The following is a 14,135-nucleotide window of genomic DNA, read 5'->3' as shown; positions in this document are numbered from 1 at the left end:
TCAGCTCAGGCTGACGCCGCCGTCTATCACGATCGTCGATCCGGTCATATAGCCCGCAGCCTTGCCCGCCAGGAAAACCGCGGCCTGGGCGATATCCTCGGGTTGGCCAAGGCGGCGCATTGGAACCGGATCGACACGTTTGGCCATGAAGGCAGGATCAGTCAGCAATTCACGGTTCAGGTCGGTCACGATGGTGCCCGGGGCGATCAGGTTCACCGTAATCCCGGTTTCTGCCAGTTCCAGCGCCAGAACCTTGGCCATCTGGCGAACGCCCCCCTTGGCGGCGCAATAGGCGATCTGGTCGCGCACGGCCAGGTCCTGGTTGATCGAAGAAACCATGACGATGCGCCCATGCTCCACCCCGCGCTTCAGCATCAGGCGGGCCGCTTCCTGGGCGCAGGCGAACTGGCTGACCAGGTTGATGGTCAGAAGGCGTTGAAAGGCGTCGTCGTCGGTTTCCATCGCCGGCTTGCGCAGGGTCGTGGCGGCATTGTTGATCAGGATGTCCAGCCCTCCCAGTGCCTCGTCGGCGGCGCGGACCATGGCGCGGGCATCCTCGGGGCGGGCGAAATCGGCGGCGATCACCTGGGCCTTGCGGCCCATGGCGCGGATCTGTTCGGCCAGGGCTTCGGCGCTGTCGTCATGCACCAGGGCGTGCAGGGCGACATCGGCCCCCGCTTCGGCCAGGGCCAGGGCGATGGCGCGGCCGATGCCGTGGGTGCCCGCACCGGTGACAAGGGCCCGGCGGCCTTCAAGGGCGCTCATGCCCCGAACTCCGCGTCGCGCAGGCCCGGCACATCCACCTCGACCCGGAACAGGCTGCCGGCCAGCGGTTCACGTTCCAGGGCCTCGGGCGAAAGTTTCTGGCGCGAGGTCGTGATATAAAGCGTGCGCATCTCCGGCCCCCCAAGGGCGCAGCAGCTTGGCTGGCTCACGGGCAGGACGATCCGTTGCAACTCCCTGCCTTCCGGAGACAGGCGCACCACCGCCCCGCCGCCATAGCGGGCGTTCCATACCGCGCCTTCGCTGTCGCAGGCGCTGCCATCGGGGCGGCCGGGCAGATCGGTCGCCTCGGCGAAGGGCTGCCAGGGGCCGGGGGTGCCGTCGGACGCGATGCTGGTGCTTTCAAGCCTGTTGGTGGGCGTGTCGGCAAAATAGGCCCGATCGCCCGCGGGGCTGAAACACAATCCGTTGGGAATGGTGATGTCGCGGCGCAGCACCTCGTTGCGCCCGTCCGGGTGCAGCCGGTACAGCGCGCCGGTGGTCCTTGCGCCGAAATCCCACATGGTGGTCCACCAGATCGCGCCGCTGCGGTCGACCTTGCAATCGTTGAGCCTGTTTTCGGCGTGGTCTTCGCCGATGGGCTGCAGCAGGTCCATCTTCTCGGTTTCGGGATCGAACCGGTAAAGCCCGCTGGCCAGCGCCAGGATCAGCGTTCCACCGCCCCCCAGCATCACCGAAGTGATGAGTTCGGGCATCGGGTGGCACCGGGTTGTCCCGTTGGACGGGTCCAGTGACCACAGGGCCTTCGCCCGGACATCGACCCAGAAAAGCAGGTTCCTGCGCCAATCCCAAAGGGGGCATTCGCCCAGGATGTTGCGTGTCGACGCCGCGGGGCGCACCGCGTCGCTTTCCAGAAGGCTCATAGCTTTTCCCATGTCTTGGCAATCCTGCCCGAATGCTATCCGCTCACCGGTCCTGTTGAAAAATGAATTATGGGGGCCTCTGACATAGAGGATTAGAATGCCTTTGGCAGGTCCTGGCGAAAGGGCTTCAATTCCCTTGTGACATGGTCGCGCATCCGGTCGATGACCTCCCGGGCGACGGGATAATCCAGGATCGATGGACGCGCATAGGCGCCCGCCGAAAGGATGCCGATCGAGGGGCGCACCGGCCGCGCGGTCAGCCCGTAGCGTTCCAGGTAGGGGGTCAGTTCGACCGGCAGGATCATTGCCGCATCGCTTTTGGCCACCAGATCGAAGGCCATGGCCAGATCGGTGGTTTGCAGAAGGATGCGGCCAAGCCGATGGCCCTGCGCCCCAAGATAGCCGGTGATGAGCTGTTCGAGTTCGTCGGTATCGGAAAAGACCACCCAGGACAGTCCGGCAATATCGTCGGGGCCAATCGTCGTAAGCCGGGTAAGGGGGTGATCCTTGCGGATGGCGATGCCGCGTTCGATGGTGGCCAGAGGCTGAAAGATCAGTTCGTCCAACCCGGCCCGGGCCGACCGAGTCCCGAAGGAAACGTCAAGCCGACCATCCAGAAGGCGCGGAATGATGCGGGAGTTGAAGTCCACGAAAAGGCGCAGGGTGGTGGCCGGGTAGAGGCCGCGCAGTTCGTCGAAGACCTCGCCCAGGAACCGCAGGTGAAACAGCGGCCCGGCGCCGATGCGCAGGTTGTCCAGATGTTCCGAACGGACGGCGCGCACTGCCTCCAGCCCCTGGAAGTGGCAATCCTGCATGCGCCTGGCATAGGGCAGGAAGGCGCGCCCCTCGGCCGTAAGCTCGACCCCGCGCGGCAGCCGTTCCAGCAGCCGCACATTCATGGATTCTTCCAGCAGTTGCAGCCGCTTGGACAGCGTCGGCTGGGTGATGTTCAACATCTGTGCCGCCTCGGTGATCGAACCGGTGCGCGCCACGGTGAGAAAAGTCGTTATCCTGCGATCCATTCCCAAACTCTATATCAGACCCGGTCAGATTTCATTATTCTTATCGTCCCGGGCCTGATTAATTGTCCGGACGGCATGGCCGTTTCACAAGGCCGACTGATCCGGCCGCCGACGAACGAGGAGGAGAACATGAGAAAACCTGCATTCGCTGTCACCGCAGCAGCCGGAATCCTGGCCTCGGGGGCAGCCCTGGCTGACTTCCCGGAACGGACCATCGAGAACATCTTTCCCTGGACCCAGGGCGCGGCCATGGCCGCCAGCCAGATCGTGGCCAAGGCCATGGGCGACGAATTGGGCGAATCGATCACCATCGTTTCCACCCCCGGCGCCGGAGGAACGAAATCCTTCATCACGGCGATGGGTCGTCCGGCGGACGGCTATACCATCATCGACGGCTGGGTTGCCCCGCTGGTGCTTCAGCCGGTCCTTGGCAACGCCGACTGGACCCATGCGGATTTCAAACCGCTGCACGCCGCGCATTCGGTGCCCTTTTCTGTCGGTCTCAGCGCCGACAACACCCGTTGGAGCACCTTTGAAGAGGTCATGGCCTATTGTGCCGAGCACCCCGGTGAGTTGCGCTATTCCACCGACGCACGCGAGAACCTGCCGCACATGGTGACGGCGCGGGTGCTTCAGGCCTACAACTGCGTGGCCCAGAACATCCCCTATGGCACCGACGGCGACGCGGTGAAGGATCTGAAGGCCGGTGTTCTGGATTTCGCCTATGTGAACCCGCGCGCCTACCTGCAAGAGCCCGAGGCCTTCAATATGGTGCTGGCGCTGACCGACTCTGAAGAAGCGGCCAAGACCTATGGCGGCGCGCCCAACCTGACCGATCTGGATATCGACATCGGGATCTCGGGCCTGGCGCCCATGGGTTGGACATGGTGGCTTGTCCATCCCGACACGCCGGACGAGGAAACCGAGATCCTGCGCAATGCCATGGGGGCCGCCATGGCCCGCGAGGACGTGCGCGAACAGCTTCGCAACATCGGCTTCAACCCGCTGTCCTATGGCCCCGATCAATACGATGCGGTCGTCGGCCCGGTGCGCGAACAGCTTGAATCCATGCGCAACGCGATTGCCTGGGAAGAAGAGCAGATGAAGGCGCAATAAGCGCAGCGGAAAGGGAGGGCCCCCATGAGGCTGAACATCCTGGCCGAAGTCCTGGCGGCCCTCTTTCTTCTGGCGATCTGCGGAATCGTGTTTCAGCAGGTCGCCACCTCGTTCGTCGAACAGGGCATCGACGGCGGAACCCCCTATGACGATGCGGCCTCCTATCCGCGGGGCGTTGCCGTCGTGATGCTGGGGCTGCTGGCCTTCACGCTGCTTCGCGCGCTTGGGGCGCGCCGCATGGCCGACCGGATGGACCCCCGGATGCTGTGGCGGCCGGTTGTCCTGCTGCTGATCTTTGCGGGCTATCTCGTGGGGCTGACCGTGGTGGGCTATACCATCGCCACGCCGCCCGCCCTGTTCGTGATGATGAAGGTCGCGGGCGCGCGGCAGAACCTGCGCACGCTGATCATCGCCCTGGTCACCACCCTTGTCGTGGGGCTGCTGTTTCAGGGCGGACTGAAGGTCGTGCTGCCGCGCGGCTGGATCAACTGGAACCTGGATACCCTGTGGTAGGTGCATATGTTTGACTCCCTTCTTGCGGGCCTGCCGCTTTTCCTGACCTTCCAGACCATCGCCCTGGTCACGATCGGAGTCTGTTTCGGGCTGGTCGTCGGGGCGCTGCCGGGCCTCGGGCCGCTGATGGGCATGATTCTGGTCCTGCCCTTCGCCATCGGGCAGCCGCCCATCGCCGCCATCGGGCTTCTGACCGCGATCTTCGTGGCCGGGTCTTGCGGCGGGTCTGTTTCGGCGATCCTGCTGGGCATTCCCGGAACGCCCCTCGCCGCGGCGACGCTGTTTGACGGCTATCCCATGGCGCGGGCCGGACGCGGGGCCGATGCCATCGGTATCTCGATCTCGTCCTCGGCGCTTGGCGGGTTGTTCGGCGGGGTGATCCTGATCATCTCCACCCCCATGCTGGCCGAATTCGCCAGCGGCTTTACCGCGCCGGAGTACACGGCCCTTGCCATCACCGGCCTGATCACCGTCGCCGTGATCTCCGAGGGGTCGCTGACCAAGGGGCTGCTGGCGGGCTGTTTCGGCCTGCTGATCGCCACCATCGGCACCGACCAGTTCTCGAACGGCTATCGCTTCACCTTCGGGTCGTATCACATGCTTGACGGCTTCCACATCGTGGCGATCGTGGTGGGGCTTTTCGCGATCCCCGAAATGGTCTGGCAGGTCATGCGCCCGGGGCTGGACGAAAAGGTGATGCTGCCGCCGGTGCGCGTCGGGCTGCGGGCCATCGCCCTGACCCTGGGCCACTGGGGCAACCTCTTGCGGTCCTCGGCGCTGGGGGCCTTCTTCGGGGCCATTCCGGGCGCCAGCGGTGTGGCCAGTTCCTTTGTCGCCTATGCCGCCGCCAAGGCCATGGCCCGCCCGGACGAGAAATACGGCGACGGGGCCGAGGGCGGGGTGGTTGCCACCGAAAGTGCGAACAACGCCACCGTGGGCGGTGTCTTCGTGCCCACCCTGGCCCTTGGCATCCCCGGCGATGCGGGCGCGGCGGTGCTTCTGGGCGCGCTGGTCATCCTCGGGGTCTTTCCCGGCCCGGGGCTCTTTGCCAACCAGCCCGAGATCGTCGGCGGGATCTTCCTGGTCTACCTGTTCTCGAACGTGCTGCTTCTGATCCTCGGCGTCCTGATGACCCCGCTTTTCGTCTATGTCCTGCGCATCCGCGCCTCGACCCTCATTCCGGTGGTCCTGCTGTTCTGCGCGGTCGGCACCTTCGCGCTTCAGGCTTCGGTCTTCGATCTCTGGGCGATGCTGGGCTTCGGCCTTGTGGGTATCCTGTTCAAGGCGGCCAGATACCCCCTGGCGCCGGTGGTGATCGGGGTGATCCTGGGCCCGCTTCTGGAAAACAACTATCGCCGGTCGCTGCTGATCTCGCGCGAGGGGCACTGGATCTTCATCGACCGCCCGATTTCCGCGGTGCTGCTGGCGATCGACCTGATCCTGCTGATCGGTGTCATCGTCTATGGCATCCGACAGGCCCGGGCGCGCCGCACCGCAGTACAGCCGGCGGGCTGACCGCCCGCCACCGACCTATCCCATTTTTTCCTCTCGTGATGGAGACGCCAGCCATGTCGCTTGCCACCGCTATCGAACACCCGGGCGCACAGGACGCCGCCGTCACCGACCTGAGCGTGGTCTATTACGCGGTTTCGCCCAAGACATCCTGGGTCTTCCTGCGCCTCACCCTGTCGAACGGCGTCGAAGGTTTTGGCGAGGCGACGTTCTTCGGGATGGAGCAGGGCATCGCCGCCAAGGTCGAAGGCTATGCCGGGTCGCTGAGGGGGCTGTCGATCCGTGAAGGCATGCGCTGGCTGGAAGACCGGCTGTTCCGCGACTTCGACGAACTGCCGCGCGTGGCGCTTTGCGGGATCGGGCAGGCGCTTCTGGATGCCCAGGCCCGCCACCTTGGGGTCTGCGCCACCGACATCATCGGCGGACCGCGGCGCGACGGCGTGCCGGTCTATGCCAACATCAACCGGGGCACGAAAGACCGTACACCCGAAGGCTGGGCCGCGCGAGCGCGTCTTGCCGTGGGGCACGGCCACCGGGCGCTGAAGCTGGCGCCCTTCGACGGCGTGCGCAGCAGCGACATGGACGCGCCCGAAACCCGCCGCAACCTGCGCGCCGGGATCGATGCGGTGCTGGCGGTGCGCGATGCGGTCGGCCCCGACATCCGCATCAACGTCGATTTCCACGGCCGCTTCACCGCCTCGGGTGCGTTCGAGACCCTGCGCCAGATCGCCCCAGCCGCCCCCTACTGGATCGAGATGCCGGTGCCCGAGGGCAGCGGTTACCTGGACGAGGCCCGCCGCCTGCGCCTGCGCGCGGGCGACATGGGGATCCGCCTGGCCGGGGCCGAGCTGATCTTCGGCCTTGGCACGGTGCGCACCATGATCGAGGCGGGGGCCTATGATGTCTACATGCCCGACCTGCGGTTCTGCGGCGGCATCTTCGAGGCGACGCGGATGAGCGCGCTGGTGGCGCGGGCGGGGCTGGAATTCTCGCTCCACAACCCGGCGGGGCCGCTTCTTGACCTCGTGTCGTTGCAGGTGGCGCGGGCCTGCCCCTCGATCACCATGATCGAACACCAGTTCCAGGAAGACCCGAAGGCGGCGCAGCTTCTGGACCCGGCCCTGCCTGCCCCGGCCGAAGGCCTGGTGCACGCGCCCGACGGGCCGGGCTGGGGCGCGGTGCTGCGGATCGACCGGATCGACGAGGCCGACCGCCGGCTTCCCCCGCCGGTCGACAACCTGGGCCTTCCGGGCGCCGGAAACATGAGCTGAGGAGAGAGCGGCATGCAAGAGGTGGAGATTTCCGATGCCCTGGTGGCGCGCGTGGCCGAACGCCTGGGCGCCCATCCGTTCAAGGGCTGGTTCTATGGCGATTCCGTGGGGTTCGAGGGGCTTGTTGCCGCATCCGACCACCTGGGCAGCGAAAAGTGGATCGACTTTGCCCACGGATTCTTTCGCGCCTGGGCCACGCGGATGGAGCCCTTTCACCCTGACGACAACACCGCCCCGGGCCATGTGATGTGCGAGATCGTCGCGCGGCGAAAGGACGGGGTGCTGCGCGATGCGGTCCTGAAGCTGGGCCACCATCTGCGCGGGCGTCGCCGCCACGGCGGGGTGTCGATCACCTTTGAGGACACGCTCAGGTCATTGCGCATGCCCTATGGCGGCGTGCCCCTTTCGCCCGCCGAACAAGAGCAGATGAAGGCCCCCGGCCCGGGCATCTGGCTGGACTGCATGCATTTCGACGCGCCCTTCTTCGCCCACCTGTCGCGCATCGACCCCGAAGGCGGATGGGCCGGCGCCGCCATCCGCGAGATCCTGGGGTATCGCCCGCTGATCTTCGACGAGGCGACGGGGCTTTACTGTCACTACTGGCTGGAAAAGGTCGACCGCGCCTATATTCCCGGCTGGGGGCGGGGACAGGGATGGGCGCTATTGGGGCTGCTGGACGTGGCCCATTGCCTTCCCGCCGACACCCCCGGCCTTGACGAGGTGCGCGCCCAGGCGCTGGCCCTGGCCCGGCGGATGGTGGAGTTCCAGCTTGCCGACGGCAACTGGCACTGCATGGTGCACGAACCGCGCTCGGGGGCCGAAAGCTCGACCGCGGCCTTCATGGCCACGGCGTTTTTCCGTGGCATCGCCATGGGGCTTCTGCCGCGCGATGAATTTGCCGGGCCCGCCGAACGCGCCTTCGCCGCCATGGCCGCGAACCTGGACGACCAGGGAAACCTGCGCGGTGTCTCGGCCGCCGTCATGTCGGCGCTGGTCGAGGAACATTACTGGCATGTCCCGCTTGACCGTATCGTGCCCTGGGGGCAGGGGCCGGTCCTGACGGCGATCCGCGCCCGCGCCCTGGCCCGCGAGGGCTAGGCGCGTCGCACCGATCCGCGCTCGATCAGGGCGCCTTCCAGAACGATGCGCGCCGCCGGGGCATCGGGGTGGGCGATCCGCTCCAGCAACAGCCGGACCGCCCCGTCGACCATGGCGCGCACCGGCTGGCGCACCGTGGTCAGGTCATAGCTTTTCCAGGCCGAGGTGGGCACGTCGTCATAGCCGATGACCGAAACATCCTCGGGGATGCGCAGGCCCAGGTCGTGGCGCAGCACGTCCATCACCGCGAAAGCCATGTGATCGTTGGCGACAAAGACGGCATCGGGGTGAACCGGCGCGGCGAACATCCGGCGCGCCGCCTTTTCGGCGCTGTCGTGGTGGAAATCCCCCACCTCGCGGGAAAAGAGCGTGGCGCCACCATCGGCCAGCCCGGCCAGGAATCCGGCCTCGCGGTCGCGCTGGGTCGAGGCGCCTTCCCAGCCCGCAATATAGGAAATCCGGCTATGGCCCGTGCGCAGCAGATGTTCTGCGATGGCCCGCCCCCCGGCGACATTGTCCGAACTGACGCCCGAGATGTCCTGATGATCCTGCACGCGGTTGAACATCACCACAGGAATCTCGGCCTCGGCAATGGCCTGGGTCAGTTCGTTGGACAGGCCGACCGAAGCCATGATCAGCCCCTCGACCCGATAGTCCAGCAACTCCTGGATCACCTCGTCGGTGCGGGCGCCGAGGTCGGCGGCCATGAAGGTAAGGACGTGATAGCCTTCCTTCTGAAGTGCGAGGGCCAGATGCTCAAAGGAATCCGGATAGAAGGGGTTCTCGAAATGGGCGACCACCAAGGCGACGATGCGGCTTCGCCCGGTGATCATCGCCCGCGCCAGGCGGTTGGGCCGATAGCCAAGCTGGGCCGCCGCGTCGCGCACGCGCTGCGCCACCGCTTCCGATACCTTGGCCTTGGGTGAAAACACGCGACTTACCGTCGATTGGCTGACACCGGCGGCGCGGGCGACGTCGTATGAGGTCGCCGACCCATCCCGTTGCATGACTTTTCCCATCGCGCTTGTAACCCTCTCCATACGGTTGCCGCTGGGCGGCACGCAAGCCTTTGCATTCGAATTCAAGACATGTATCCTTCCTTTAACAGCCCCCGTGGCTGCAACCAAGCGCAAGAGATTCGAATCATGAGCAATACCAAAGACGCCCCGGCGAAAACCGCCGACAAACCGGCAAGCCCCGCACCGGCACCCGCCGCACCGTCGGCGCGCACACCGACAACGATTCCGGTCGAGCGCATGGACTATGCCGAATTCACCGGTCCCGCCCGCAAGCGCACGCAATCCATGGAGGGGTTCGACCCCGAGTATACCGACATCGTCGATTACATCCTGCGCTGTACGCACCGGATCTGGGAGGAGAAGAACATCGGGCTGATCTACAGCCACTATACCCACAACTGTACCGTCTACCTGCCGAACGAAACGATCTATGACCGCGAGGAAGTGGTCGAGGCGACGCTTGAGCGGATCGTGACCATGCCCCATGTCGGGATGGCAAGCCAGGTCATCTGGGGTGGGGACGACAAGGCCGGGTTCTATACCTCGCACCTCATCACGACGGTGGGTCGCCACACCCAGCCGGGGCCCTACGGCCCGCCCACGGGGCGCAAGTACACGACGCGCGGCGTGGCGGACTGCATGATCTATCGCAACCGCATCTACCGCGAATGGCTGGTGGGCGACACCCTGAGCCTTCTGCAGCAGCTTGAGCTGGACCCGATGCCCTTCGCCCGTGCCGCCGCGGCGCGGATCGGGGCGGCCCTGCCCCGCGATGCAGGTATCAGAAGCCGCCAGATCGGCCAGTTGCCGCCGGTCGATCATGCCGACATCGCCATCGCCCGCACGCCGGCCGAAGAGGCCACCCTGCAATGGCTGCACAAGGCGATGAACCAACGGAACTTCGGCGAGATGCGCGCGATCTATGATCCGAACGCCATGTATCACGGGCCGCTGATGGCCGAGCTTACCGGCGTCGAGGCGATCATCCACCAGTGGATGGGCGTTTTCGGGGCGATCCCCGACGGCAGTTTCCGCGCCGAACACATCTGCTCCACCGAGGTCGAGGAAGGCGGCACCAAGGTTGCGGTGCGCTGGACGATCGAGGGCCGCCACGGCGGATGGGGCCAGTTCGAAACGCTGGGCGCCCCCACGCAACGGCCGCTCCGGCTGATGGGGGTAAGCCACTATCACTACGTCGACGGCAAGATCATCGATGAATCGACGGTCTATGACGAGATGAGCCTTCTTGTGCAGGTTCTGGCCGGGGAAATGGCTTCGGAAGGCACCGTGGCGGATTGATCCGCGTCACGCCTTTCGGGGCGTGACACACGAAAAAGGGGCCGGAACATCAACTGTTCCGGCCCCTTTTTTCATGTCTTTCTGTTGCGTCAGCCCTTAACGGCACCGGCGGTCAGGCCGCTTACGATCCGTTTCTGGAAGAACAGGACAAGGATGATCAGCGGAACGATCACCGAAACCGTTGCCGCCACCGCATACATGATCTGACCGCGCAACTGGACCGATCCGAGGAAGGCCGCGATGCGGGGGATCATGGTCTGGTTCTCCTCCGAAAGGATCGCCGCCGAGATCACGAAGTCGCTATAGCCGGTGAGGAAACTGAAGATCCCTGCGGTAATCACCCCCGGCCACATCACGGGAATGATGGCCAGCCGGAAGGCCTGGAACCGGGTGCATCCGTCGACCAGCGCGCTTTCGTCCAGGTCACGCGGAATGGACAGGAAGAAGGCATGCAGCAGCCAAAGCGTGAAGGGCTGGTTCAGCGCCACCAGCACGATGATCGCCGTGGGCAGCTTTCCCCAGATGTTCAGTTCGAAGAACGGCAACAGATAGCCCGAAACCAGCGTCACCCCCGGCATCGCCCGGAAGATGAGCGCCGCAAGCAGGATCCAGAAGGCATAGCGATACCCCGAGCGGGCCAGGGCATAGCCGCCCAGGGTGCCCAGCGTGAGCGAGATCGCCGTGACCGAGACGGTGACGATGATCGTGTTGAGCGCGGGTTTCCAGAATTCGTTGTCGATCCAGACCCCGCGATAGGCGTCGAGGGTAAAGGCGCCGCCGGTCTGGGCGGTGGTCGCCGGACCGTCCAGGGCATCGGTCCAGTCTCCGTAGGAGAAGAAATCGGCCTGGACCTTGAAACTGCCCCAGACCGTCCAGGCGAAGGGGAATGCCGCCGTCAACACCCAGACAAGGACGAAGCCGAAGGCCAGCAGTTTGAGGTACCGGGGCACGCGATAGGTGGGAGCTTCCATGGCTCAGATCTCCAGATCGGGGTTCAGGCCTTGGCCCGGAACGATATCCAGGTGCGGCGGATCGAGGGGCTCATCAAGAGGGCGATGCAGATGATCGTCATGATCGAGGTTGCGGCGGCAGACCCGAAGAGCGGGACATCTCCGCTGCGCAGATCGTTGAAGATCACGCTGGACAGCGATGAGGCATGGGCCTGGGCGCTGAACCCGATGATCGCCTCGAAGACGCGGAAGTTGTCCATGACGCTGACAAGGACAAGGAAGGTCGCCACATTGGCCAGGTGCGGGGCCACCACGAAGCGCACCCTGTCCCACCGCGAGGCGCCATCCACCATTGCGGCTTCCAGCGTATCGCGCGGCACGGTCTGTAGCGCCGCGAAGAAGATGATGAAGACGAAGGGCGTCGAATTCCAGGTTCCATAGGAAAAGAGCGTGATCCAGGTCAGAACCGGTGACGCCTTGAGCGACAGCGTGGGGTCATTGAACAGCACCTGAAGCGACGATCCGATGATGCCCCGCGAATCGATCATCCAGAACAGGATGAGCGACCCAAGCAGGGAGGGCACGATCATCGGCAGAAGCGAGAAATAGACGACGATCCCGCGGATCAGCTTCGGTATCTGGTTGACGGCCAGCGCCACGAAGAACCCCAGCGCGATCGAGGCGGGCGTCACCACGGCCGTGTAGGCGAAGGTGAACAGAAGGGCCCGGTAGAACGGCAGGTCCGTGATCCGGTCCAGCGCCGTGAGGATGTCGGGCGACGCGCGCCAGATCCGTGCGATTTCATCGAAGGCAAGATGGGCGCTGTCGGTATAGGTGCCCAGCCCGTTGAACCGTCCCGCCGGCTGTTCCGCGCGCAGGGCGATCATCGCCTCGGGGTCGATCCGCCGCTCGGTCTTGCAACTGAATGGATCGCAGGTTTCGACCTCCTGCATGATCTGTTCGTGTTCGATGAAGAACGATTGATAGACAACCGAAACGATGGGCAATGCGATGAAGATGAACATCGCGGCCAGCGAGGGGAAGATGAACTTCGCAAAAGTCAGATGTGGCATGATATCCCGCCATTGTTTGCGCCGCCGAGGCAATCCCGGCGGCGCGATTGAACAGTGGTCAGTTCAGGAAGCCGGCCTGGCGCGCGGAGGTCTCGTAGTCGCGCAGCACGTCCGAAATGGTTTCCTCGGCCGATTTTCCGCCGGTCATGAAGGCCGCCAGGTTGGCGCCGAATGTATCGTGCATCAGGCTCATGTAGGGCAGCATCGAATAGCTGGGTGCACCGCCCTGGACACTTTCGACGATGCCCTTCGCGGCCGGTGTCGGCTCGTAACCCTTGATCAGCCAGACCGCTGCCCTGGGGTTGTCGGCCACCATTTCGGGCGAAAGGCCGTACATCATCGCCCGGAAGGCGATTTCGGCGTCTTCGTCCGGAATGTTCTTGGGAATGGCAAAGCCGTCCCACCAGACGGTGGTTGCCGGCACACCCTGTCCGCCGACCGAAGGCGCGGCCGCAAACCGGGTGTTTTCGGCGATTTCGGGCGAGGGGCTGTTTTCGGGCAGGAAGCTGGAAGCCTGCGAGCCCCAGAGGTTGGCCATGGCAACTTCGCCTGCTTCCCAGATCGGGACGATGGCATCGGTATCGAAGGTCAGGTAATCGGGGTTCATGTAGGTGCTCATCTCCTTGAGCATCTCCAGGGTGGCGATCGCCTTGTCCATGTCCAGCGCCGGTTTGGCCGACCCCGGTTCGAAGAATTCGCCGCCGCGGCCCATGTACATGTTCACGAATTCCTGCGCCAGCGACCAGTCCGGGATCATCGTGGCGGCAAGCGGATACTGCATGATGCCCTGATCGCGGATCGCCTTGGAGGCTTCGATCACCTCTTCATAGGTGGTGGGCACGGGCACGCCGGCCTGTTCCAGAACGTCTTCGCGATAGAAGAAATGCTGGGCATTGGCCATGAAGGCGATGGCCATGGTCTTGCCGTTGATCTTGATCATCTGGTTCGGATTCAGCTGATCGCCGTACTTGGCGATCAGGTCGTCCAGCGGGCGCACGAGGTTGGCGTTCAGCAGCGGCGTCAGCGAACCGTTGGCCAGGACGACGACATTGTATTCCGACGGCGAAACCGAAAGCGCCGGACCCTGGATGGTTGCGTGTTCGGTGTTGAGGTTCGCCTTCACGGTGAAATCCGCCGTGGCGCATTCCGCGATTCGGTCGACCGCGATCTCGACCGAGGCATGTTCATTCGACAGCAACCGCAGCGAGCCTTTGCCGAAGTCGGGGCAATCGGCAAGGGCGGCGGTGGCAAGGGCGGGAAGCATCAGACCTGCGATGGCAGCGGAACTCAGATATCTCATGTCAGGGGTGGCTCCATGTTGGGGTGGGTGGCTCCTTGACGGCAAGGCGGTTGGCGCCGTCGGTGCTTTTTGGATTGGTGATCGATGCCAGCTTGATAGCATGACTTGCATTCGAATTCAAAATGTTTTTGCATTCGAATGCGAAACGTGTTGTGGTTGTCGGAACGAACCTTGTCCAAGAGAATCCTGATGTCTGATTTCCAGTCCGAGAAGGCGCTTGTGCGCGATTTTCACGCAGCCATCTGCGCGGCTGACCCGGCCGAGACTGCGGCCACCCTTGCGCGCTTCACCGCGCCCGACTGGCACTGGCGGGGCA

General features: G+C 64.6%; 13 protein-coding genes. 6 read left to right on the top strand and 7 right to left on the bottom strand.

Annotated features, from left to right (window positions below; translation table 11 throughout):
- From H7828_RS17640 to H7828_RS17630, 3 genes are all read right to left on the bottom strand, one after another.
- The gene (locus H7828_RS17640) at positions 1 to 765 is read right to left on the bottom strand and encodes an SDR family NAD(P)-dependent oxidoreductase (protein WP_226782383.1); all 765 of its coding nucleotides are present in this window, start codon (positions 763 to 765) and stop codon (positions 1 to 3) included.
- On the bottom strand, positions 762 to 1,658 hold the full coding sequence (locus H7828_RS17635; RefSeq protein ID WP_226782382.1) for an SMP-30/gluconolactonase/LRE family protein: 897 nt from the start codon (positions 1,656 to 1,658) through the stop codon (positions 762 to 764). The genes H7828_RS17640 and H7828_RS17635 overlap by 4 nt, the downstream gene beginning before the upstream one ends.
- 80 nt (positions 1,659 to 1,738) lie before the next feature.
- On the bottom strand, positions 1,739 to 2,668 hold the full coding sequence (locus H7828_RS17630) for a LysR family transcriptional regulator (protein ID WP_226782381.1): 930 nt from the start codon (positions 2,666 to 2,668) through the stop codon (positions 1,739 to 1,741).
- A gap of 129 nt (positions 2,669 to 2,797) precedes the next feature.
- On the opposite strand from H7828_RS17630, the gene H7828_RS17625 reads away from it, so the two are divergent.
- From H7828_RS17625 to H7828_RS17605, 5 genes are read left to right on the top strand one after another with little or no spacing between them, the layout of a single operon-like run.
- Positions 2,798 to 3,784, top strand: coding sequence for a Bug family tripartite tricarboxylate transporter substrate binding protein (locus H7828_RS17625; protein WP_226782380.1), 987 nt, complete (start codon positions 2,798 to 2,800; stop codon positions 3,782 to 3,784).
- Positions 3,785 to 3,808: 24 nt separating this feature from the next.
- Positions 3,809 to 4,297 carry a tripartite tricarboxylate transporter TctB family protein gene (locus H7828_RS17620; protein WP_226782379.1) on the top strand — a complete coding sequence of 163 codons (489 nt, stop codon included), beginning with the start codon at positions 3,809 to 3,811 and terminating at the stop codon, positions 4,295 to 4,297.
- Positions 4,298 to 4,303: 6 nt separating this feature from the next.
- Positions 4,304 to 5,812 (top strand): tripartite tricarboxylate transporter permease, encoded by a 1,509-nt coding sequence (locus H7828_RS17615; protein ID WP_226782378.1) that lies wholly within the window; start codon positions 4,304 to 4,306, stop codon positions 5,810 to 5,812.
- 53 nt (positions 5,813 to 5,865) lie between these two features.
- Positions 5,866 to 7,080 (top strand): mandelate racemase/muconate lactonizing enzyme family protein, encoded by a 1,215-nt coding sequence (locus H7828_RS17610; RefSeq protein WP_226782377.1) that lies wholly within the window; start codon positions 5,866 to 5,868, stop codon positions 7,078 to 7,080.
- A 12-nt stretch (positions 7,081 to 7,092) separates the two neighbouring features.
- Positions 7,093 to 8,178, top strand: coding sequence for a glycoside hydrolase family 88 protein (locus H7828_RS17605; protein ID WP_226782376.1), 1,086 nt, complete (start codon positions 7,093 to 7,095; stop codon positions 8,176 to 8,178).
- Here the strand turns inward: H7828_RS17605 and H7828_RS17600 are convergent.
- Positions 8,175 to 9,185: a LacI family DNA-binding transcriptional regulator gene (locus H7828_RS17600; RefSeq protein WP_226782375.1), complete on the bottom strand. Its 1,011-nt coding sequence runs from the start codon at positions 9,183 to 9,185 to the stop codon at positions 8,175 to 8,177. The two genes, H7828_RS17605 and H7828_RS17600, sit on opposite strands and share 4 nt — an antisense overlap.
- A 138-nt stretch (positions 9,186 to 9,323) precedes the next feature.
- On the opposite strand from H7828_RS17600, the gene H7828_RS17595 reads away from it, so the two are divergent.
- The gene (locus tag H7828_RS17595) at positions 9,324 to 10,496 is read left to right on the top strand and encodes a nuclear transport factor 2 family protein (RefSeq protein ID WP_226782374.1); all 1,173 of its coding nucleotides are present in this window, start codon (positions 9,324 to 9,326) and stop codon (positions 10,494 to 10,496) included.
- Between the two features lie 89 nt (positions 10,497 to 10,585).
- Here the strand turns inward: H7828_RS17595 and H7828_RS17590 are convergent, their stop codons facing one another.
- Genes H7828_RS17590 through H7828_RS17580 form a run of 3 tightly spaced genes read right to left on the bottom strand, consistent with a single transcriptional unit; the run spans position 10,586 to position 13,819 of the window.
- Positions 10,586 to 11,467, bottom strand: coding sequence for a carbohydrate ABC transporter permease (locus tag H7828_RS17590; RefSeq protein ID WP_226782373.1), 882 nt, complete (start codon positions 11,465 to 11,467; stop codon positions 10,586 to 10,588).
- Between the two features lie 23 nt (positions 11,468 to 11,490).
- Entirely contained in the window at positions 11,491 to 12,519 is a 1,029-nt protein-coding gene (locus tag H7828_RS17585; RefSeq protein WP_226782372.1) for a carbohydrate ABC transporter permease, read from the bottom strand.
- Between the two features lie 58 nt (positions 12,520 to 12,577).
- On the bottom strand, positions 12,578 to 13,819 hold the full coding sequence (locus H7828_RS17580) for an ABC transporter substrate-binding protein (RefSeq protein WP_226782371.1): 1,242 nt from the start codon (positions 13,817 to 13,819) through the stop codon (positions 12,578 to 12,580).
- Positions 13,820 to 14,135: the final 316 nt, after the last annotated feature.

This window comes from Oceaniglobus trochenteri (assembly GCF_020529025.1).
Lineage (GTDB): Bacteria > Pseudomonadota > Alphaproteobacteria > Rhodobacterales > Rhodobacteraceae > Oceaniglobus > Oceaniglobus trochenteri.
The sequence above is the reverse complement of the archived record's forward strand: the minus strand, read 5'-3'. Positions and strand labels throughout refer to the sequence as shown.

What these genes read in the sequence shown, in the direction of transcription:
- H7828_RS17640 (WP_226782383.1), bottom strand. Translation starts at nt 765, where the DNA reads ATGAGCGCCCTTGAAGGCCGCCGGGCCCTTGTCACCGGTGCGGGCACC.
- H7828_RS17610 (WP_226782377.1), top strand. Translation starts at nt 5,866, where the DNA reads ATGTCGCTTGCCACCGCTATCGAACACCCGGGCGCACAGGACGCCGCC.
- H7828_RS17635 (WP_226782382.1), bottom strand. Translation starts at nt 1,658, where the DNA reads ATGGGAAAAGCTATGAGCCTTCTGGAAAGCGACGCGGTGCGCCCCGCG.
- H7828_RS17630 (WP_226782381.1), bottom strand. Translation starts at nt 2,668, where the DNA reads ATGGATCGCAGGATAACGACTTTTCTCACCGTGGCGCGCACCGGTTCG.
- H7828_RS17600 (WP_226782375.1), bottom strand. Translation starts at nt 9,185, where the DNA reads ATGCAACGGGATGGGTCGGCGACCTCATACGACGTCGCCCGCGCCGCC.
- H7828_RS17595 (WP_226782374.1), top strand. Translation starts at nt 9,324, where the DNA reads ATGAGCAATACCAAAGACGCCCCGGCGAAAACCGCCGACAAACCGGCA.
- H7828_RS17580 (WP_226782371.1), bottom strand. Translation starts at nt 13,819, where the DNA reads ATGAGATATCTGAGTTCCGCTGCCATCGCAGGTCTGATGCTTCCCGCC.
- H7828_RS17625 (WP_226782380.1), top strand. Translation starts at nt 2,798, where the DNA reads ATGAGAAAACCTGCATTCGCTGTCACCGCAGCAGCCGGAATCCTGGCC.
- H7828_RS17620 (WP_226782379.1), top strand. Translation starts at nt 3,809, where the DNA reads ATGAGGCTGAACATCCTGGCCGAAGTCCTGGCGGCCCTCTTTCTTCTG.
- H7828_RS17590 (WP_226782373.1), bottom strand. Translation starts at nt 11,467, where the DNA reads ATGGAAGCTCCCACCTATCGCGTGCCCCGGTACCTCAAACTGCTGGCC.
- H7828_RS17585 (WP_226782372.1), bottom strand. Translation starts at nt 12,519, where the DNA reads ATGCCACATCTGACTTTTGCGAAGTTCATCTTCCCCTCGCTGGCCGCG.
- H7828_RS17605 (WP_226782376.1), top strand. Translation starts at nt 7,093, where the DNA reads ATGCAAGAGGTGGAGATTTCCGATGCCCTGGTGGCGCGCGTGGCCGAA.
- H7828_RS17615 (WP_226782378.1), top strand. Translation starts at nt 4,304, where the DNA reads ATGTTTGACTCCCTTCTTGCGGGCCTGCCGCTTTTCCTGACCTTCCAG.